The organism is Microcoleus sp. CZ3-B2 (genome assembly GCF_036705055.1).
Classification (GTDB): domain Bacteria; phylum Cyanobacteriota; class Cyanobacteriia; order Cyanobacteriales; family Microcoleaceae; genus Microcoleus.
In genome coordinates this window covers 68,720-88,515 of sequence record NZ_JAUBTN010000024.1, presented here as the reverse complement: position 1 = coordinate 88,515, position 19,796 = coordinate 68,720, and the positions used below count along the sequence as shown (strand labels likewise).

Genomic DNA, 19,796 nt, shown 5'->3' with positions numbered 1-19,796 from the left:
CCTCTCCCCCTCCCCCACTCTCCCCCTCTCCCTCGATCGACCTTTGCCTTGGGATCACTTAGACACGGGGATCGATAAAAACTGGCTGAAAATTGACTTGCTTCATGCTTTGGAAGCGGCGACGGTTCCTGACTGTTCCTTTGAAGGGTGTTCGCGCTGCGGGGTTTGCGGCACGGATTTCGGACACAATGTGGTAGTTGATGCGCTGCCAATTCCTGAGTTTGCTGGGGAGTTTGTGCCGAATACAGAACGGAAACAGCGGGTTCGGGTTTGGTTCGGGAAGGTGGGCGATATGGCTTTGGTTGGTCATCTGGATTTGCTGCGATTGTTCGATCGAGTTGTCCGCAGGGCCGATTTGCCGATTTCGTTTACTGGCGGCTTTCACCCGAATCCTCGGATTTCTGTGGCAAACGCTCTGCCTCTGGGTGTCACTAGCACAGGGGAAATTGCGGATTTTGAGCTTTCTCGGCCGATCGATATTGAGGTTTTTCGGGAAAAAATGGTAGCGACTCTGCCAGAAAATATCCCGATTTACAAGGTGGAACAGATCGACCTCAAAGCTCCTTCTGCTAACCAGTTGTTAGAAGCCGCTGAGTATATCGTTACTGTGGCAGCAACAGGCCCGCTGGCAGAAAATGGCGATTTTGAAGGTGAAAATTTGGCTGCTGTCTCTGTCGCTGTTAGCCCTAACTGGGAAGCTTGGGTAGGGGCGATCGCCGAAACAGAGGCTTTTTGGCGGGTACACACTACTAAGTCGGGCAAAACTAAGGATGTCAATTTGCGCGATCGGCTGCACAAACTAGAACTTGTAGAGCAGCTACCAGCAATCCGCGCCTCTGACTGTGGCGGTACATCCGAAGGTAGAGCAGTCTTGCGCTATACCGGCAGTTGTCGCAGCGATGGCAACTTGCTCAAGCCCGAACATCTTGTGTTCATGCTCGAACAAGTCAGCGGGCAGGAAATTCAGCTTCTGCAAGTTCAGCGCAGTCAGCTAATCCTAGGTTATTGTTAAGATAGGGAAGCCCTGGTGAAATATTTCACTAGGGCTATCGATCGGGATGTGTCGCTTAAGCTATAATTGTTTGTTATGGAAGCCGCAGCGGCTCGAGCGCTTTAGTCGCTCGTCGCTAAGAGTCAACCAGCAACGCGGGCTGGGTGAAACTGCTTCTGTTCAAGACTTTAAGCCTTTTTGTACGTTGACCGGCTAAATCTAGTGCCAAACCCGCAGGAGCCGGGCCTGAACCAAATTTAGCGATTAATTTCGATCGATCGACAATGAGTCGATTGTCGGCTTACTCACAAATCTCACGGTTCAAGCCGCTCTGCTGGTATTCAACAATAGATATTTTTGACCTCGATCGGAAAACAGAGACAAGCTCTCGACAAACGTCGTAAAGAAGCAAAAATTTGAGATTTTAGATTCTAGCTCCTGCTCCCTGATTCATCTGTGGAGTAAATCTAAAACTTGTACGGCGAAGTCGAAGTATCTCAAACTTCTACAGCGAAGTCGAAGTATCTAAAATCGAATCAAGAGGTTTTAGGGTTGGCACAGGCAAAAGTCGCAGTCGAAGAATGTCAAGCTGGGGTAAGTTGACCGCTATCCCGCAAGAATTCAACAAAAGTCTACGCGCTTTCAATCCTACTTAACTTTTGCTCAAAACCAGCCCTCAACCACGCAAGCGGAGTTATCAGTTCGTAGTGTTAAGTTGTGTGTTAAGAAATTGGTACGGAGTCACTGAATTTATTCACGCTCGTTCAAAGGAAGAGTTGGAAGTGTTGAAGATTGAGTGAGAGAGTTTGCAATTCACCAATCAAAATTCAATATTTATAACTCGGTAAAAACGTCCTTATTTCTATCTTCCAGCTCAGTCTGCGAAGCATAACTCATAACTTGCGATCGGGTGGATTCAAACACTGTATCTGTAACAGTTAACAGTCAACAGTCAACAGTCAGTAGGGGCGGTGGATGGTGCGGGCCCGCCCTCTTAACTTAACAGTCAACAGTTAACAGTTAACAGTTAACAGTTAACAGTCATTCCACCCTGAACCAACTCACAGCTAATAACTCTTCCTGCTACTACTAATAATTACAGTCAAAGTAAGAGGCACTATGAGCGTGCGTAAGTGTCTCTAATTTGCTGCCATTTTTTTGAGGAAATTGAATGACAAAGCAGATAGTTATAGCAGAGCAGCATCGCATTGCTGCCGTTTTTTCCGAAGATCAAATTCAAGAACTCGTGGTAGCCACAGGCAGCCACCAAGTCAGCGATATTTACTTGGGAATTGTCGAGAATGTACTCCCTGGGATAGATGCGGCCTTCGTCAATATTGGCGACCCAGAACGCAACGGGTTCATGCACGTCACAGACCTCGGCCCGCTGCGGCTCAAACGATCGGCAGGAGCAATTACAGAACTCCTCACCCCCCAGCAAAAAGTGCTGGTACAGGTGATGAAAGAACCGACGGGCAGTAAAGGCCCCCGGCTGACAGGCAATATCACCCTGCCCGGCCGCTATTTGGTACTGATGCCCTACGGCCGGGGAGTCAATCTGTCCCGCCGGATCAAGTCGGAAGCCGAGCGCAACCGCCTCAGAGCCCTAGCTATTTTGGTGAAACCGGCCGGGATGGGGCTGCTGGTACGCACCGAAGCCGAAGGCATGACCGAAGAAGCCATCATGGAAGATTTGGAAGTGCTGCAAAAACAGTGGGAATCCGTTCAACTCGAAGGCGGTACTTCCCGAGCGCCAGCACTGCTAAACCGCGACGACGATTTTATCCAGCGGGTACTCCGGGATATGTTCAGCGGTGACGTGAATCGGATTGTGGTGGACTCGCAAAATGGCATTAAGCGTGTCAAACAGCAGTTGATGAGCTGGAACGGCGGTAAACTTCCTGCAGGAGTTTTGATCGACCACCACCGAGAGCGCGCCTCGATTTTAGAATTTTTCCGCGTCAACGCTGCGATTCGAGAAGCCCTCAGACCGAGGGTAGATTTGCCTTCGGGCGGTTACGCGATCATCGAGCCGACTGAAGCCCTGACGGTGATTGATGTCAACTCAGGCTCGTTTACTCGATCGGCCACAGCTCGCGAAACTGTACTCTGGACAAATTGCGAAGCAGCAACCGAAATTGCCAGACAACTGCGGCTGCGGAATATTGCCGGGGTAATTATTGTTGACTTTATCGACATGGAATCCCGCCGCGATCAATTGCAAGTGCTGGAACATTTCAATAAAGCTCTCAAAGCAGACAAATCTCGGCCGCAAATCGCTCAACTGTCGGAATTGGGACTGGTAGAACTCACTCGCAAGCGCCAAGGTCAAAATATTTACGAGTTATTCGGCCACAGTTGCCCGACTTGCAGCGGGTTGGGGCATTTGGTACACCTCCCCGGCGAAGACGATATCGCCGGTGCCGTGCGGGAATCACCCGATCGCACTGTGGGTTCCTCCAACCGCGTTTTGTTGAATTTGCCAGAAGGATTGGAACGCCGCAGCCTGACACCTACGGCGGCTGCAACTCCTGCACCAGTAAGAGAAGAACGTTCCGTCGAACCAGCTCGGGCTGCTTGGGAACCGTCTAGCGAAAGTTTGGATTTTGAGACCGGCAGCAACGCCTCGTCTTTGGACTTGCTCAACCATCCCAGCTATCAGGATTTGGGGAACGGAACCAGACGCCGCCGCCGTCGCCGAATTGGCGAAGAGCCTTTTGCTGTAGCCGAGGAGGAACCGGTACGCAACAAGTTGCGACTGCCGAATACCAACAGCGCGCCCGTCGTGGAGACGCGCTCTGAGTATCTCGCACCCCCCGGCATCCGCGCCGCTTCCGAGGGCTTCGGGCTGGTGAATATGGCTGCTGTTGGCAGGCGCGAGGATTTCGATCGCGTGCGTCCAACTAAGTCTGAGTTGATGAAGCCGATGGTGGAGCCTCCTGAAATGATTTCGGTGGAAATGACAGCCGAGGAGCAGGATGTTTATGCTCTGATGGGAGTTTCTCCTTTGGTGATGACGGATCGCGGTGTAAAAAATCCTAAGAATGCGATCGTTTCGGTGACACTCCCCGGAGAGCCGCCGAACAAGTCGTCTTTCGAGCAGCTCGAATTTGAATTTGAACCCCCCGCGCCAGCAGAGAAGGCTGAGGAAGCCGATTATTATGCAGAAATATCGGCAGTTGAGCCTGTATTTTCTGAGGGTGATGAGGATGATGAGGACGATCTCGATCTTGATGATGAGGTTGAAATTTACGGTGCAAGTTCGATCGACCTCATGGATGATTTTGCTGGCGACGTGGAGGAAACCAGCGATGGGATGGACGAATCGAATGAATGGGGAGCATCGGAGCCGTCGATCGAATTCGAGCAGTCGATCGAATTCCATGAGTCAAGCGAGTTGAATCAGCCTTTGACATCCAATGACTCAAACGAGTCGAATGAATCAAGTGAATCCAGCGAATCCAGCGAATCCAGCGAACCCGAAGAGCCAGCGATCAACCGCCGCCGCCGCCGTCGCTCGTCTGCTGTTGTAGATGACTGATCTCCAGTCAGAGGGAGGAGGAAAGAAGGAAGAAGGAAGAACAAAGAACAAAAAAGTAGAAATTTTTACTCTCTTCCCATCTTTCCATCTTTCCCCCTCCCCCAATCTCCCCCTCTCTAGCCTGAGCGAAGCCGAAGGCCAATCCCCCTCTCGGACTCAGATAATAGCTGGTGTGGACGAAGTAGGAAGGGGAGCTTTGTTCGGGCCCGTGGTGGCGGCCGCCTGCATTCTGCCCGACGAAGTTATCGATGAATTAGCAAGTTGCGGGGTGCGCGACAGCAAGCAGTTGAGTGCCGCAGCCCGGAGTCGGTTAGCACTAAAAATCCGGGCTGTGGCTGTTGACTGTCAAATTGGTGTGGCTTCGGTGCGGGAAATCGATCGCCTCAATATTTTGCAAGCTTCTTTGTTGGCGATGAAGCGGGCGATTTTGAAGTTGAAGGTTACTCCGGATTTGTGTTTGGTTGACGGGAATCAAAGAATCCCCAATTTGGCGATCGCACAAGAGACGATGATTAAAGGTGATTCGCGATCGATTCAGATAGCCGCTGCTAGTATTGTCGCCAAAGTTTGGCGCGATGAATTAATCGTGCGCTTGGCTGTTAAGTATCCCGAATATGACTTGACAAATAACAAAGGATATGGAACAGCTAAACATAAATTGGCTTTGGAACGCTACGGTGCGTCTGTCTTTCACCGCTTATCATTTAGCCCTTGTCAAAAATTTAACAATAACAACGAAAAACCTCTCTAACTCCAGCGCGATTATATAAAATTTGAAAAATCAATAATTTCCAATTAATAGTCCTGGGCGCATAAACTCTATTCTAGAGGGTGCGCGATGAGCACCTTATCGCTTCAGCCTCCGGTAGCATCTATTAAATTTTTATTTAACCTCTTGACCAGGACTGATAATATGTTAAAAATTCCCGGCTATCGCATCAATGAGCAAATCTACAATGGCTCTAGAACCAAGGTTTATCGAGGACTTTCTGAGTCAAACCAAAAAGTAATTATCAAACTGCTATTGAGCGAGTATCCCACTTTTAGCGAACTCGTGCAGTTTCGGAATCAGTACACCATTACCAAAAATCTTGACCTTCCGGGAATTGTCAAACCCATTGCACTCTTAAACTACCGCAATGCTTTTGCTCTGGTAATGCAGGATGTTGGCGGTGTTTCCCTTGCTGAGTATACTGTTAATCCAGAGCAATTAGATAATATCCTATCAAGTAATTCTGAGGTTTCCTGCCCCGATACTTCGCCCCTACCGCTAGATGAATTTCTGCCGATCGCGATTCAGATTGTCCAAACCATAGAAGGATTATACCACAACCGAATTATTCACAAAGATATCAAGCCCCAGAATATTATCATTAACCCGGAAACCAAAGAAGTAAAAATAATTGACTTCAGTATTTCCTCTCTTTTACCCAGAGAAAACCAGCAAATCCAAAATCCCAACGTCTTAGAAGGAACCCTAGCTTATATGTCTCCCGAACAGACGGGACGAATGAATCGAGGTATCGACTACCGCACTGATTTTTACTCGCTGGGAGTTACATTTTACGAGCTACTAACAGGGCAATTACCCTTTTACTCAACTGACCCAATGGAGGTAGTTCACTGTCATATTGCCAAGATGCCAAATCCTCCAATCGAGCTAGTTCCAGCTATTGGAGTAATGACCAATAAAATCATCATGAAATTGATGGCAAAAACTCCAGAGTTACGCTATCAAAGTGCTGCTGGATTGCGCTACGACTTGGAAAAATGCTGGCAGGAATGGCAAGACAACGGGAAAATTAGCGAATTTGATTTGGGAAATAGGGATATTTGCGATCGCTTCACCATTCCCGAAAAACTTTACGGTAGAGAAAACGAACTTAAGACGCTATTAGAGGCATTCGATCGCATCAGCGAAGGTACTTCCGAAATCATGCTGGTGGCGGGCTTTTCCGGGATTGGCAAAACCGCCGTGGTTAACGAAGTTCACAAACCCATTGTCCGCCAACGGGGTTACTTCATCAAAGGAAAATTTGACCAATTTAAGCGTGATATTCCCTTCTCGTCGTGGGTGCAGGCATTCCAGAATCTGATGCAGCAATTACTCACCGAAAGTGCTACTGAGGTGCATAAATGGCAAGTCAAAATTTTAGAGGCTTTGGGCGAAAATAGTCAAGTCATTATTGATGTTATCCCAGAATTAGAACGACTAATTGGCAAGCAGCCAAAAGTGCCAGAACTAGAAGGAACTGCCGCTCAAAATCGCTTCAATCTATTATTTCAAAAATTCATCCGACTGTTTGCAACAAAAGAACATCCTTTAGTGATTTTCGTGGATGATTTGCAGTGGGCAGACTCCGCTTCATTGAAGCTAATGCAATTGTTGATGAGTGAAATAGATACCCGCTATCTGTTGTTAATGGGAGCGTATCGCGATAACGAAGTGTTTTCCGCCCATCCACTGATGCTGACATTGGATGAGATTCGCAAAGACTCGGCAACACTCAACCAAATTACGTTAGCACCCTTAGACCAACCTTCCCTGAATCGCCTGATTGCTGATACCCTGATTTGTCCACTAGAAAGGGCAATTCCTCTGACAGAACTGGTTTTCACCAAAACTCAAGGCAATCCTTTCTTTGCTACTCAATTTCTCAAATCTCTGTACGCAGATGGGTTAATATCCTTTGATTTTAGCCTCATTCCCTCCCCTTACCAAGGGGGGGGAATGGGGGGGTGGCAATGCGATATTGCTCAAGTTAAGACCCTAGCTTTTACCAATGATGTGGTCGAGTTTATGGCTATTCAGTTGCAAAAGTTGCCGATAAATACCCAGAATGTTCTGAAACTTGCAGCTTGTATTGGCAACGAGTTTGACTTAGCAACTCTAGCAATTGTTCACGAAAAATCTCAGAGTGAGACAGCGGCTGATTTGTGGAAAGCTTTGCAAGAAGGGTTAGTTATACCGATTACTGAAGTTTACAAGTTTTTTCAGGACTCGGAATCTGTTAAAGTTGCACCAGCGTCGGAGTTATCGGTTCCCTACAAGTTTTTACATGACCGAGTGCAGCAAGCAGCATATCTTCTGATTCCCGAATCCCAAAAACAGTCAACCCACCTCGAAATTGGACAACTGCTGTTGAGGAAGGGCGGGCACGGCGGCACCGCTCCTACAGAAGCAGAAAAAGAAGAGAAGATTTTTGATATTGTCAACCAGTTGAATATTGGGATGGAGTTAATTACCCATCAAACAGAACGGGACGAACTCGCTCAATTAAATTTAAGAGCCGGACATAAAGCTAAAACTTCCACGGCTTACGAGGCTGCTAAAAAGTATTTAAATATTGGTATAGAACTCCTAGATATTGAGTGTTGGCAGACCCATTACAAGCTGACTTTGCAACTATATGAACAAGCCGCCGAGGCGATGTATTTGAACGGTGATTTTGAGCAAATGGAGCAATTAGCAGAAATAGTTATCCAAAATTCAAAGACGCTCTTAGATAAAATTAAAATTTATCAAATTCAAATTCAAGCTTTGAAAGCGCAGAACCAAATCAAACAATCTTTAAATTTTGGGTTAGACATTCTCGAACTCTTGGGGATATATCTACCTAAAGATCCGGAACCGACAGAAATTCCCCGGGCTTTTGCAGAGACGCAATTGGCTTTACAAGGAAAATCTATTCAGGACTTAATTGATTTACCCGACATGAGTGACCCCCAAAAACTGGCAGCAACTCAGATGCTGTTACAACTCTGTCCTGCTGCCTACATGGTGACTCCAGTTTTGTTGCCACTGATTACTTTTAAACAGATTCAGTTAGCCATTGAATATGGTAATGCACCAACTCATACTCATGCCTATGCAAATTATGCGCTCATTCTGTGCGGAGTTATGGGAGAGTTAGAAACGGGCTATCAATTTGGAGAACTGGCACTAAATTTGCTCGAAAAACTCGATGCTAAGCCTTTTAGAGCTATGACGCTCTTTGTAGTAAATTACTTTACAAAGCATTGGAAACATCATATCAAAACAACATTAAAGCCTCTGTTATCTGCTTACTTTAGTGGTTTAGAAACCGGGGATTTAGAACACGCTGGCTATTCCGCACAAAGGTACTGTTACCTTTTGTACTTTAGCGGTTCTGCCGAGCTATCAAGCGTGGAACTAGAGCTTGAAACCTACAGTGATGCCTTGGCAAAGATCAATCAGGATAGCATTCTTCAATTACATCAAATTCACCATCAAGCTGTATTAAACTTGCTGGGAAAGACAGAAAATCCTTGCCTTTTAATCGGTTCAGCTTGTGATGAATCTCAAATGTTGCCGGTTTACATTGCAAATAATTACAGAATAGCGTGTTACTACTTCTATTTAAATAAGTTAATCCTTTGTTATCTTTTTGATGACTACCAACAAGCAATTGAGTATTCTGCTGGAGCCGAAGAGTATTTAGATGCAGGAGTAGCTTCGATATTAGTACCTATTTTTTATACCTACAATTCTCTTTCTAAGTTGGCTGTGTATCCCGATGTAGAGATTTTTGAACAACAACAAATCCTCAAAACTGTAATGACCAATCAGGAGAAAATGAAAATATGGGTACATCATGCCCCCATGAATTATCTACATAAATTTTATCTAGTAGAAGCAGAAAGACATCGAGTTTTAGCGAAAAAATTAGAGGCGATGGAAATGTACGATCGCGCCATTTCCATCGCCAAAGAAAACGGTTATCTCAACGAAGAAGCCCTAGCCCACGAACTCGCTGCCAAATTCTATCTCGGCTGGGGAAAAGACAAAATCGCCCAACTATACCTAACAGAAGCCTATTACGCTTACGCGCGGTGGGGAGCTAAGGCAAAAATTGACGATTTAGAAAAACGCTATCCCCAATTACTTGCTAAGATTCTCAGTCAAAAAATCAGCTTCAACACAAGTGATACAATTTCCCCAATGATGACTGGAACTGTTGTTACAAATAGCAGTTCAGGTGTTTCCGAAATTCTGGATTTGGCAACAGTAATCAAAGCATCTCAATCACTGTCAGGAGAAATCAACCTCGATAAGTTGCTCTCCACTTTGATGCAAGTGATGATGGAGAATGCGGGAGCCGAAAAGGGCTCTATGATTTTGATAGAAGGAGATTCATTTTTCGTCGCTGCTCAATGTGTTAGTGGTAAATTTTGCAACCTAAAATCAACTCACGTTCTTGACTCTAACGAAATTCCGATCGCAATTATTAACTATGTCTGGCGCACCCAAGAAACCTGCGTAATAAACGATGCGACTACTGAGGCTATATTTGCTGCTGACTATTATATCATCCAGCATCAACCAAAGTCGGTTTTGTGTCTGCCGATTCAACATCAAGGAAAGCCGATCGCAATTCTGTACCTAGAAAATAACCTGACAACGGGTGCATTTACTCCCGACAGATTAGCCGTCTTAAAAATCTTGTCCTCGCAAGCGGCAATTTCCATAGAAAATGCCCAACTCTATGCCAACTTAGAAGCAAAAGTAGCAGAGCGCACCCAAGAACTCCAGCAGTCAGAAGCTCGCTTTCGACAACTTTACGAACAATCTGCCGATGCTATTTTGCTGTTAGATGGCAACACTTTTATTGACTGCAACCCCGCCACAGTCAAAATGATGCGTTGCACGAACAAACAACAGGTTCTTTCTCTGCATCCGGCTCAAATTTCCCCCGAGTTTCAACCTGACGGTAGAAACTCTTTTGAAAAAGCTGAAGCCATGACAGCCCTGGCTTTCGATCGAGGAAATCACCGCTTTGAATGGATGCACCGCCGCACTGATGGAGAAGATTTTTGGGTAGAAGTATTGCTGACAGTAATTCCTTTAGATGGAAAAGAAATTCTGCACGCGGTGTGCCGAGAAATTGGCGATCGCAAACAGGCAGAATTAGCTCTGCACCAAAAAAATCAGGAACTCAGCGATACTCTCCAACAACTCAAAGCCACCCAAGAAGGATTGATTCAATCAGAAAAAATGGCAGCTTTAGGACAACTTGTAGCCGGAGTTGCCCACGAAGTTAATACACCCCTAGGTGCAATTCGTTCCAGTGCGGGCAATGTTTCTAAGTTCTTGGATCGAGCTCTCGAACAATTGCCCGCAGTTTTTCAATCTCTCTCCCCAGAAGCTGGACAGAATTTTTTAGAATTACTTCAGTATTCTCTCCAACAATCTACAAACTTATCAACCAAAGAAGAACGCAAATTAAAGAGAGCTTTAAGAAGCCAACTCGAAATATTAGAGATTGAGAGTGCCGATACTGTGGCCGATAGATTAGTCATGATGGGGGTCTACGAGCGAATCGAAACTTTTCTACCACTGCTGCAAAGACCGGACAGTTTGCATCTTGTAGAAGCTGCATACAAACTGTCAGAATTAAAAAGAGGTATTGCCATTATTAACACAGCCACAGATAGAGCATCAAAAGTTGTTTTTGCTTTGAAAACCTATGCCCGCTACGAACAGTCTGGTACCAAGACAAGCGCCAGCATTGCAGAAGGGATAGAAACTATCTTAACTCTCTATCAAAATCAATTAAAACAAGGTATTGAGGTGGTTAGAAAATATGCCGAAATTCCGCCGATACTGTGCTATCCCGACGAACTGAATCAAGTGTGGACAAATCTGGTGCACAATGCTTTGCAAGCAATGGATTATCGGGGGACGCTAACTATTGATGTGACAACACAAGACGAGCAGGCTAAGATTAGTGTTAGTGACAGCGGTAAGGGCATACCAGAGGAGATAAAAGAGAAAATATTTGACCCATTTTTTACTACTAAGCCTCCGGGAGAAGGCAGCGGTTTGGGACTAGATATTGTCAAGAAGATTGTTGAAAAACATCAGGGAAAGATTGAAGTGGAATCGATTCCCGGTCAAACTACATTTAATGTTTTTCTACCAATAAGTGGTGTATAGCCTTTCAAGCGAAAGATTAGGTGCCGCTGGCCAAACCGGCCAAACCGGCCAAACCGGCCAAACCGGGCATACCTCACGACGCTTGAGAACCGCTGTATAAGGAGGTAAAGTATGTGGCAAACGATATAACGCAGTAAGTAGGTGGGGTTTTATTTAGTTCCATCCCATCTGCAATCTACCCCATTGGGAGGATGGCAAAAGTTAAAGCGTTTTGAGAACAATAACTCGGATTCTACCGGGAATCGAGGTAAAATCGCTATACGGTGCGTTATGCTCGGCTAAGCTGCTACGCATTTAGATTTCTTGGTTTCGGTGACTGGGGAGGGGAGAGAACTTGGAGATCTGTTGTTTCGTGGCATTTAATTGGCGATCGCACTTAAACCAAGAAACGGGGTTTTTGAACTCTGCCAAGAGGATTGTCAGCAAGTATTTTGGTAAAAAACCAAGGTAACGGTCGCCGGCGCGATCGCGAGCTAGCATCTTAAAATGCGATCGGGCATACTAATACACTTTACTACTTTTCCTACTAATAAAAACTCACGAAGGAGAAAAAATAAATGTCTAAACCAGTTATTTTATGCGTTGACGATGAGAGAATGGTGTTAGATAGTCTCAGGACGCAGCTAGCAGCAGAATTTGGGGATGCCTACACCTATGAAGGAGCCGAAGATGCTGAAGAGGCGTTAGAGGTAATCGGCGAACTATATAACGAAGAAACTAGCGTTATTGTGATTATTTCTGATTGGTTGATGCCTGGTATCAAGGGAGATGAGTTACTGATACGCATTCACAAACAATACCCCCATATTATTACAATTATGCTGACTGGTCAAGCTGACGAAGTAGCAGTTGACAGAGCAAAAAAGCAGGCTAATCTCCATCGCTGCTTATCTAAACCTTGGTCGGAAGCCGATTTACTGGAAACTATAAAGTCTGGTTTGTTGAAGTTATGAAACAACAGGTAATAATCTGTGTAGATGATGACAACACTGTACTCAAGAGCCTCAAAGTAGAACTCCAAGAAGCTGTCGGCAATGCTTATCTGGTCGAAATTGCCGAGGGTGGGGAGGAAGCATTAGAGTTGCTTGAAGAATTATTGTTAGATGGGTATGAAGTACCGTTAATTATTTCCGATCACATCATGCCTGAGATGAAGGGAGATGAACTATTAAAACAAGTCCACCTACTTTCGCCCCAAACTATCAAAATTATGCTGACAGGGCAAGCAGATATTGAGGCGGTGGGCAATGCCATCAAAAATGCAAATTTATATCGTTATCTAGCCAAACCCTGGCAACAAGAAGACTTGAGTTTGACGGTAAAAGAAGCAGTAAATAGTTATCGGCAAAATCAACTTCTGGCATCACAAAACGCGCAGCTTCAGCAAATGAATCAGGAATTGGCTGATTTAAACCGCGAGCAATCGCTACTGATTGCGACACTCCACGAGAACGAAAATCGTTTGATGCAGTTTTTGGAAGCAATACCTATCGGCGTAGGAGTGCTGAATGCTGATGGCCAAGTTTACTATATCAATAAAAAAGCAAAAGAGATATTTAACAAAGGAGTCGTGTCTGAACTCCCAGCCGAAAAACTGTCAGAGGTTTATCAAGTTTATCCAGCAGGAAGTCTTGAACCTTGCCCTGTGGAAAACTTGCCCGTCATTCGGGCATTGAGGGGCGAAACTTCGATGGCTGACGATTTAGAAGTCCGGCACGGAAATAAGATTATTCCCCTAGAAATTCATGCTTCCCCGATTTACGAGCAGCAGAACAAAATTGTATATGCTATCAACACTCTTTTAGATATCACAGAACGCAAAGAAGCTGAGGCTGAGCGCAAAAAGTTCATGGAGGAGCTTTTTGAGGTCAATAGCAGTTTGCAACTTTCACTGGAGGCAGAATTAGATATCGTTGAGGCGACAAGTCGTTTTGTACCCAATCAGTTGTTATCTTTTTTGGGATGTGACAGTATTGTTGATGTTAAATTGGGAGATGCGGTGGAGTTGGAAATGTCGGTGCTGTTTTCTGACATTCGCGATTTCACGACTCTTTCGGAACAGATGACACCAGAAGAAAATTTCAAATTTATCAATTCATATTTGAGTTATATGGAACCGCTGATTCTAGAAAATCAGGGGTTTATTGATAAATATATTGGCGATGCAATTATGGCTTTGTTTAGTGAGGGTGCGGATGATGCTGTGAAAGCGGGAATTGCGATGCTGCACAGTCTTGCTGAATACAATCGACAGCGCGCTGCTGCGGACGATGTGGCGATTAAGATTGGGGTGGGAATTAATACTGGTTCTTTGATGTTGGGTACTGTTGGCGGAAACAGCCGGATGGACGGTACTGTTATTGGTGATGCGGTTAATTTGGCTTCTAGAATTGAAAGCTTGACGAAGAATTATGGGGTGTCGCTGTTAATTACTCAACAGACTTTCGATCGCTTGACAAATCCTGCTGATTATGCAATTCGGGTAATTGATCGGGTTCAGGTTAAGGGGAAGTCTGAATGGGTGACTGTTTATGAAGTTTTTGAGGCGGATTTGCCGGAAGTTAAGGCGGGAAAGTTGGCTAATTTGCGGTTGTTTGCTGAGGCTTTGTTTTTATACAATATGAATAATTTTAGGGAAGCTGGGGAACTTTTTGCGGATTGTTGGCGACAAAATCCGGGGGATAAGGTGGCTCAAATTTATTGGGATAGGTGTCTTAGTTAGTTGTTAGTTGTTAGTTGTTAGTTGTTAGTTGTTAGTTGTTAGTTGTTAGTTGTTAGTTGTTAGTAACATACCCCGTTTATGATTCGGCGGTTGAAACCGCGCCTTGTCAAACAAAGTCGGCCTGCACCGACTGGTTCATAAAGGATATCCAAAACCCGGATTTGGTATCAATAACCAATAACCAATAACCAATAACCAATAACTAATAACTAATAACTATTTTGCTCGATCGGCATTTCTATGATAAATTCGGCTCCTTGACCGAGTGCAGACACGCAACTCAGCGTGCCTCCGTGTTCTCGGACAACTTTATAGGAAATTGACAGGCCCAAACCAGTGCCTTTATCGGCGGGTTTGGTGGTAAAAAAGGCCTCGAATAACTGCTGGCAAACTTCTTCCGGCATCCCTGGGCCGTTGTCAGAAATCCGAATTACAGCGTTGGAGTTTTGGACTTCTGTCCTAATTTTAATTTTGCTGCGGTTAGCTTGGGCTTCCTCTACTGAACGCCCTGCGTTGTATTCCTCGATCGCATCGATCGCATTTCCGATCAAATTCATAAATACCTGATTTATTTTACCCGAATAGCACTCAACCAAAGGCAAATTTCCATAGTCCTTAATTACTGCAATTTCGGGATAGTTGCCGCGCGCCCTCAACCGGCTTTGCAGGATTAGCAGTGTTCCTTCAATGCCTTCGTGCAGGTTGACTTTGCTCATTTGAGAATCGTCTTTGCGAGAGAAATTTCTGAGAGAGCGCACGATTTCCCGAATGCGATCGGCCCCAATCTGCATCGAGGACATCGCTTTTGGCAAATCTTCTAACAGAAACTCTAGCTCGATTTCCTCAATTTTATTTTGAATTGGTGCGGGCGGCTGCGGGCAGTGCTGCTGGTACATATCGATCAAATTTAGCAAATCTTCGGTGTAGTGGCCGACGTGGACGAGATTGCCGCAGACGCTGCTAACGGGATTGTTGATTTCGTGAGCGACACCTGCTACCATTTGACCGAGTGTAGACATTTTTTCGGTGTGAATCAATACCGCTTGAGTTTGCTGCAATTCGTGCAAAGTATGTTCTAGCTGAAGTTTTTGTTGAGTTAACTCTGTTTGCGACTGCAGCAAAGCTTCTTCACTGCGTTTCTGCTCGGAAATATCAGTAATTAACCCTTCTAAAGCTATCAATTCTCCAGAGTCGGAATACACTCCCAAACCTTGCTCCCAAACCCATTTTAATTCGCCGTTTTTACAAGTTATTCGATAATTTAGCTGATAGGGGCGATTTTCTGCCAAGGCTATTTGAATGGCATTCCACAAAATATCGCGATCGTCCGGGTGTGTTAATTCCGATACAGAAATTTGCATGGTGCCGATAAATTCTTCAGGAGAATAGCCGGATAATTGATAGCAACCTTCGCTGACAAACTCCATACTGCGATCGGCATCATTGCGAAAACGATAGGCCATCCCGGGCAAATTGCTCATCAGCGTCGCCAGTGCCCGCTGGCTTTCCCGCAGGGCTTCTTCTGCACGTTTGCGATCGGTAATATCCGTCATCACCCCCAGCATACAAAGTTCGCCCTCCAAATCAATCAACTCTGCTGAGAGCAAACACACCACCACCGATCCCGACTTCACCCGAAATTCGCATTCCTGGTTGCGAACAATATATTTTTCTTGCAATATTTTCCTAAAATTAACTCGTTCTTCTGGCTTCACCCAAATATTTAAATCATCTACTGTATGGTAAATAGTTTCTGCTAAACTGTAGCCTGTCATCGCTAAAAAGCTATCATTAACTTCAATAAAATTGCCTGAGAAAGTAGTAATAGTCATCGGATCTGGACTAGATCGAAAAGCTTTAGAAAATTTTTCCTCCGACAAACGCAACTGTTTAATAGCTGCTTCTAACTGACTTGTCCGCTCTTTAACCCGGCATTCCAAAACCTCGTTAGCCCGCTGCAAATTTTCCTGGGCTTGCACCCGATAAGTGATATCGCGCACCACAGCTTGCAGCCCAATTTTGCCGCCGATATCCATAGAAGTTAGCAGCACTTCCGCCGGAAACTCGGAACCGTCCAAACGTCGGTGCAGCCAGTCAAAACGGCAACTTCCTGTGGTGATTGCCGTATTAATTTGCTCTTGAGACAGACTCATAGAATCTTCTCCACTCGGTTGTAAAGGTGGGCTAAATGCCGAAGGATGCTTGCCGCAAAACTCCGATTCTGTGCTGCAGCCAAACAACTTTAAAGTTGCTGGATTGCAATCCAAAAATCCCTGTTCGTCTAACAGCATTACCGCATCAGTTGTCGATTCGTAGAGAGTGCGAAACTTCCTTTCCGATTCTTGTAAAGAAGCAATCAACTGCATTTTTTCTTCTGCAGTCCGCTTTTGCTCGGTAATGTCCTGCATGATTTGAGAAAAGCCTTGCAACTCTCCGCTTTCATCCCGCAAAGGAGTCACAATAATCTTCGCCCAAAATCGAGAGCCATCTTTGCGGAACCGCCAGCTTTCACTTTCATATCTACCTGCTGCGGTAGCTGTGGCTAATTTTTCTTGCTGTTTGCCAATTTTAATATCTTCAGGCGTATAAAAGCACTCCGAGTTTTTGCCTACTATTTCGCTGGCTTCATACCCCAAAATTCTTTTAGCGCCGGAATTCCAGCTAGCTACATATCCCTTAGTATCTAACATGAATATAGCATAATCTTTAACGCCTTCTATTACCATTCGCAGGCGTTCTTCACTCTCTCGCAGTGCAGTTTCTGCATTTTTGCGCTGAGTAACATCTTCGACAAACCCTTCGTAATAAAGCAATTTGCCGTCGGAATCGCGGACTGCTCGCGCATTTTCCGAAATCCAAATTACTGCGCCATCTCGGCGATAAATCTGCGATTCAAAATCCGATACGATGCCGCGCGCTTGTAAAGCCGAAACAAACTCGCTGCGGCGATCGGGATTGACGTAAAGCTGATCGCTGATATCGGTCAGGTTCCCCATCAATTCTGCTGGGGAATTGTACCCGTAAATCCGAGCCAAAGCGGGATTAGCGCTGAGGTAACGCCCTTCGGGTGTGGTCTGGAAAATGCCGGAAACAGCATTTTCAAACATACTGTAATATTTTGCTTCCATTTGCTGCAGCGCCTCCTGGACATTCAGGCATTCTATTGCTTTATTTTGTAATTGTTGATTTGCCACTTTTGAATACCCTGCTCTTGTATTGGAGTTGAATATTTTTAGTATATTCCTGTTAAGTATGAACTGTTAACTAGGCAGGAAAATACTGTGCCGCCCGATCGCGAAAAACAAGCGATCGCCCACAAATCTTGGCGATTGGTTTGTGTCCGGGGCGGCAATTATACAAGTATGTTGATTCATTTTTCCTGCTGGGCTGTTAGATGTTAGATGTTATTGAGGCAAGTTTAGTTGATTGGGTTTGTCTTTTTTTAAGATTTGGCTGGTTTTCAGACGGACGAGTTGCTCGATTCCCAACCTGCTCCTTAAAATCTGTGTGAATATATTAGCAGTTAAGTACCCTGAAATAAGTTAGTGGCGATGCTGTTTTACTATAATCAGAGGCAGCTACTTCTACAACCGCAAGAGTTTATTTTTAAGGTTTGGGTCAAAGTTCGATCGACTCTCTCTCTCCTGTGACTAACCTGCGGGTATCAACTGAACGGCTGTGGGTGCTGTGCTGTCGATTGGGAGATTGAAGATTTTGGATCGAATCATGGACTTGCGGCGCAGTGAATCTGTGACTGTCGCTCTGGCCTAAAATTTTGGGGTATCCACAACTTTTGTCGGAAACTTGTATCCGTTAGTGCTCTCGGTTACTGTTAATTATTTTTAGTCAAATATAATACAGCGGACTGCTGGTAGTTGCACGATCGCGCGTTTCCCTTTAAAGTTGCCATAACAAGAGGGCAATTGTTGTATCAAAAACTTCATATTCGGCTGCTGCGGGCGGACAAATGATGTAACGCTGCTAATATCAGGGGCCAAAATCTGATCCCTGGGCTCAAAATAGGGTGAGATTTGGGCAGTTTCCCAAACAAGATGCAATTTTAAGGACGCTCTAAACCATTGTGCAGTAAGTCATTGCCAATTCTAAAATCTCCCACGCAAAAATTGAACATGGTGTAAGTCTGGTAAAATGCCGATCGATTCTCGGTTTGGCCGCTAAGCTCGATCGGGCTAAATTTGACTAACACTATAAATGACAGATTCTCCCGTACTCGCAACACCAGATATATCCGCAGCTTCAACTTTGACAGCGGATTCTCCTCTGTGGCCAGCCCTGCTACAACAACTGTTAGACAGACAATCTCTCTCGCGCGCCCAAGCCACCGACTTAATGCAGGGATGGCTAGCAGAAGCTATACCCCCGGCACTTTCCGGCGCAATTTTAGCTGCTCTCCAAGCTAAAGGCATTTCTGCTCAAGAATTGGCGGGAATGGCTCAGGTATTGCAGTTTGAGTCCCTCGCAGGCGAGTCAGAAAGTGTTTTGGATCGCCAATCTCGAAGTTCAAATCTTAAATTAATTGATACTTGCGGCACCGGCGGTGATGGCGCTTCCACATTTAACATTTCCACGGCTGTAGCTTTTGTTGCCGCCGCAGGCCTAGTGCGAGTCGCCAAACACGGAAATCGATCGGCATCGAGCAAAGTCGGTTCTGCTGACGTGCTAGAAGCACTCGGAGTCAACCTCAACGCCGATATGGAGAAGGTAAAAGCTGCTTTAGACTCGGTAGGGATCACTTTTTTATTTGCGCCAGGGTGGCATCCAGCACTCAAGGCTGTAGCATCGCTCCGGCGCACTTTGAAGGTGCGGACTGTTTTTAACCTTTTAGGGCCTCTCGTCAATCCTCTGCGCCCGGATGGGCAGGTAATCGGGGTGTTCGATCCCAGGATGGTATCAACTGTGGCGCAAGCTTTGGGCGAGTTGGGGACTGAGTTGGCGATAGTGGTGCACGGCCGAGAAAAGTTGGATGAGGCGGGTTTGGGTGATGTGACTGATTTGGCCATTTTGTCGGGCGGCAAGGTGGAACTTACTACTTTAAACCCGGAACAGGTAGGATTGACACCAAGTGCGATCGGCTCCTTGAAAGGCGGAAATGTTGAGGAAAACGCCGAGATTTTGCGGAATGTTTTGCAAGGCAAAGGTACAGCAGCGCAAATGGATGTTGTAGCTTTGAATGCGTCTTTAGCTTTTCAAGTGGGGGGTGCAATTCCTATGGGTTCCCACGCTGCAGGAGTTGATTTGGCTAAGGATATTTTATCGAGCGGCGAATCTTGGTTGAAATTGCAGCAGTTAATTGAGTTTTTGCGGTGAAGGAAGAAGTTCGGCATCTGATGCAATTGGCTGATTTAACAGATGTTGAAAAAAGAGGTTAGAGGCCAGAGGAGGGAAGAATGAGATGCACAATTTGCGATCGTCTCTCGCTTCTGGCGATCGAGCAAACTCGAACCATTACGCAGGGATCAACTGTTTGCAAAACCCAGCGAACTCTTAAGGTATTCGCACGCTCTGACTAATGACCAATGACTAATGACCAATGACCAATGACCAATGACTAATGACCAATGAC

Annotated in this window: 9 protein-coding genes; 7 read left to right on the top strand and 2 right to left on the bottom strand. The window is 45.5% G+C overall.

All coding sequences use genetic code 11. The features are described from left to right. From QUA97_RS13485 to QUA97_RS13460, 6 genes are all read left to right on the top strand, one after another. On the top strand, nt 1-1,012 hold a 1,012-nt coding region (locus tag QUA97_RS13485; protein WP_194066824.1), incomplete at its 5' end, for a TIGR03936 family radical SAM-associated protein. Nucleotides 1,013-2,162: 1,150 nt separating this feature from the next. Then, nucleotides 2,163-4,532 (top strand): Rne/Rng family ribonuclease, encoded by a 2,370-nt coding sequence (locus tag QUA97_RS13480; RefSeq protein WP_333194871.1) that lies wholly within the window; start codon nt 2,163-2,165, stop codon nt 4,530-4,532. Beyond that, nucleotides 4,525-5,283 (top strand): ribonuclease HII, encoded by a 759-nt coding sequence (locus QUA97_RS13475; protein WP_194066826.1) that lies wholly within the window; start codon nt 4,525-4,527, stop codon nt 5,281-5,283. Before QUA97_RS13480 ends, QUA97_RS13475 begins: the two co-directional genes overlap by 8 nt. 162 nt (nt 5,284-5,445) lie before the next feature. Beyond that, nucleotides 5,446-11,490: an ATP-binding sensor histidine kinase gene (locus tag QUA97_RS13470; protein WP_333194870.1), complete on the top strand. Its 6,045-nt coding sequence runs from the start codon at nt 5,446-5,448 to the stop codon at nt 11,488-11,490. Nucleotides 11,491-12,047: 557 nt separating this feature from the next. Further along, entirely contained in the window at nt 12,048-12,443 is a 396-nt protein-coding gene (locus QUA97_RS13465; protein ID WP_333194869.1) for a response regulator, read from the top strand. Beyond that, entirely contained in the window at nt 12,440-14,212 is a 1,773-nt protein-coding gene (locus QUA97_RS13460; protein ID WP_333194868.1) for an adenylate/guanylate cyclase domain-containing protein, read from the top strand. The genes QUA97_RS13465 and QUA97_RS13460 overlap by 4 nt, the downstream gene beginning before the upstream one ends. Before the next feature lie 209 nt (nt 14,213-14,421). Here QUA97_RS13460 and QUA97_RS13455 read toward each other — a convergent pair whose 3' ends face one another. Continuing rightward, nucleotides 14,422-17,406, bottom strand: coding sequence for a PAS domain-containing sensor histidine kinase (locus QUA97_RS13455; RefSeq protein WP_194066830.1), 2,985 nt, complete (start codon nt 17,404-17,406; stop codon nt 14,422-14,424). A gap of 866 nt (nt 17,407-18,272) precedes the next feature. Next, nucleotides 18,273-18,419: a hypothetical protein gene (locus QUA97_RS13450; RefSeq protein ID WP_333092940.1), complete on the bottom strand. Its 147-nt coding sequence runs from the start codon at nt 18,417-18,419 to the stop codon at nt 18,273-18,275. A gap of 5 nt (nt 18,420-18,424) precedes the next feature. Here QUA97_RS13450 and trpD point away from each other — a divergent pair, with 5 nt between their 5' ends. Further along, the gene (gene trpD, locus QUA97_RS13445) at nt 18,425-19,540 is read left to right on the top strand and encodes an anthranilate phosphoribosyltransferase (protein WP_333194867.1); all 1,116 of its coding nucleotides are present in this window, start codon (nt 18,425-18,427) and stop codon (nt 19,538-19,540) included. The last annotated feature ends 256 nt before the right edge of the window (nt 19,541-19,796 follow it).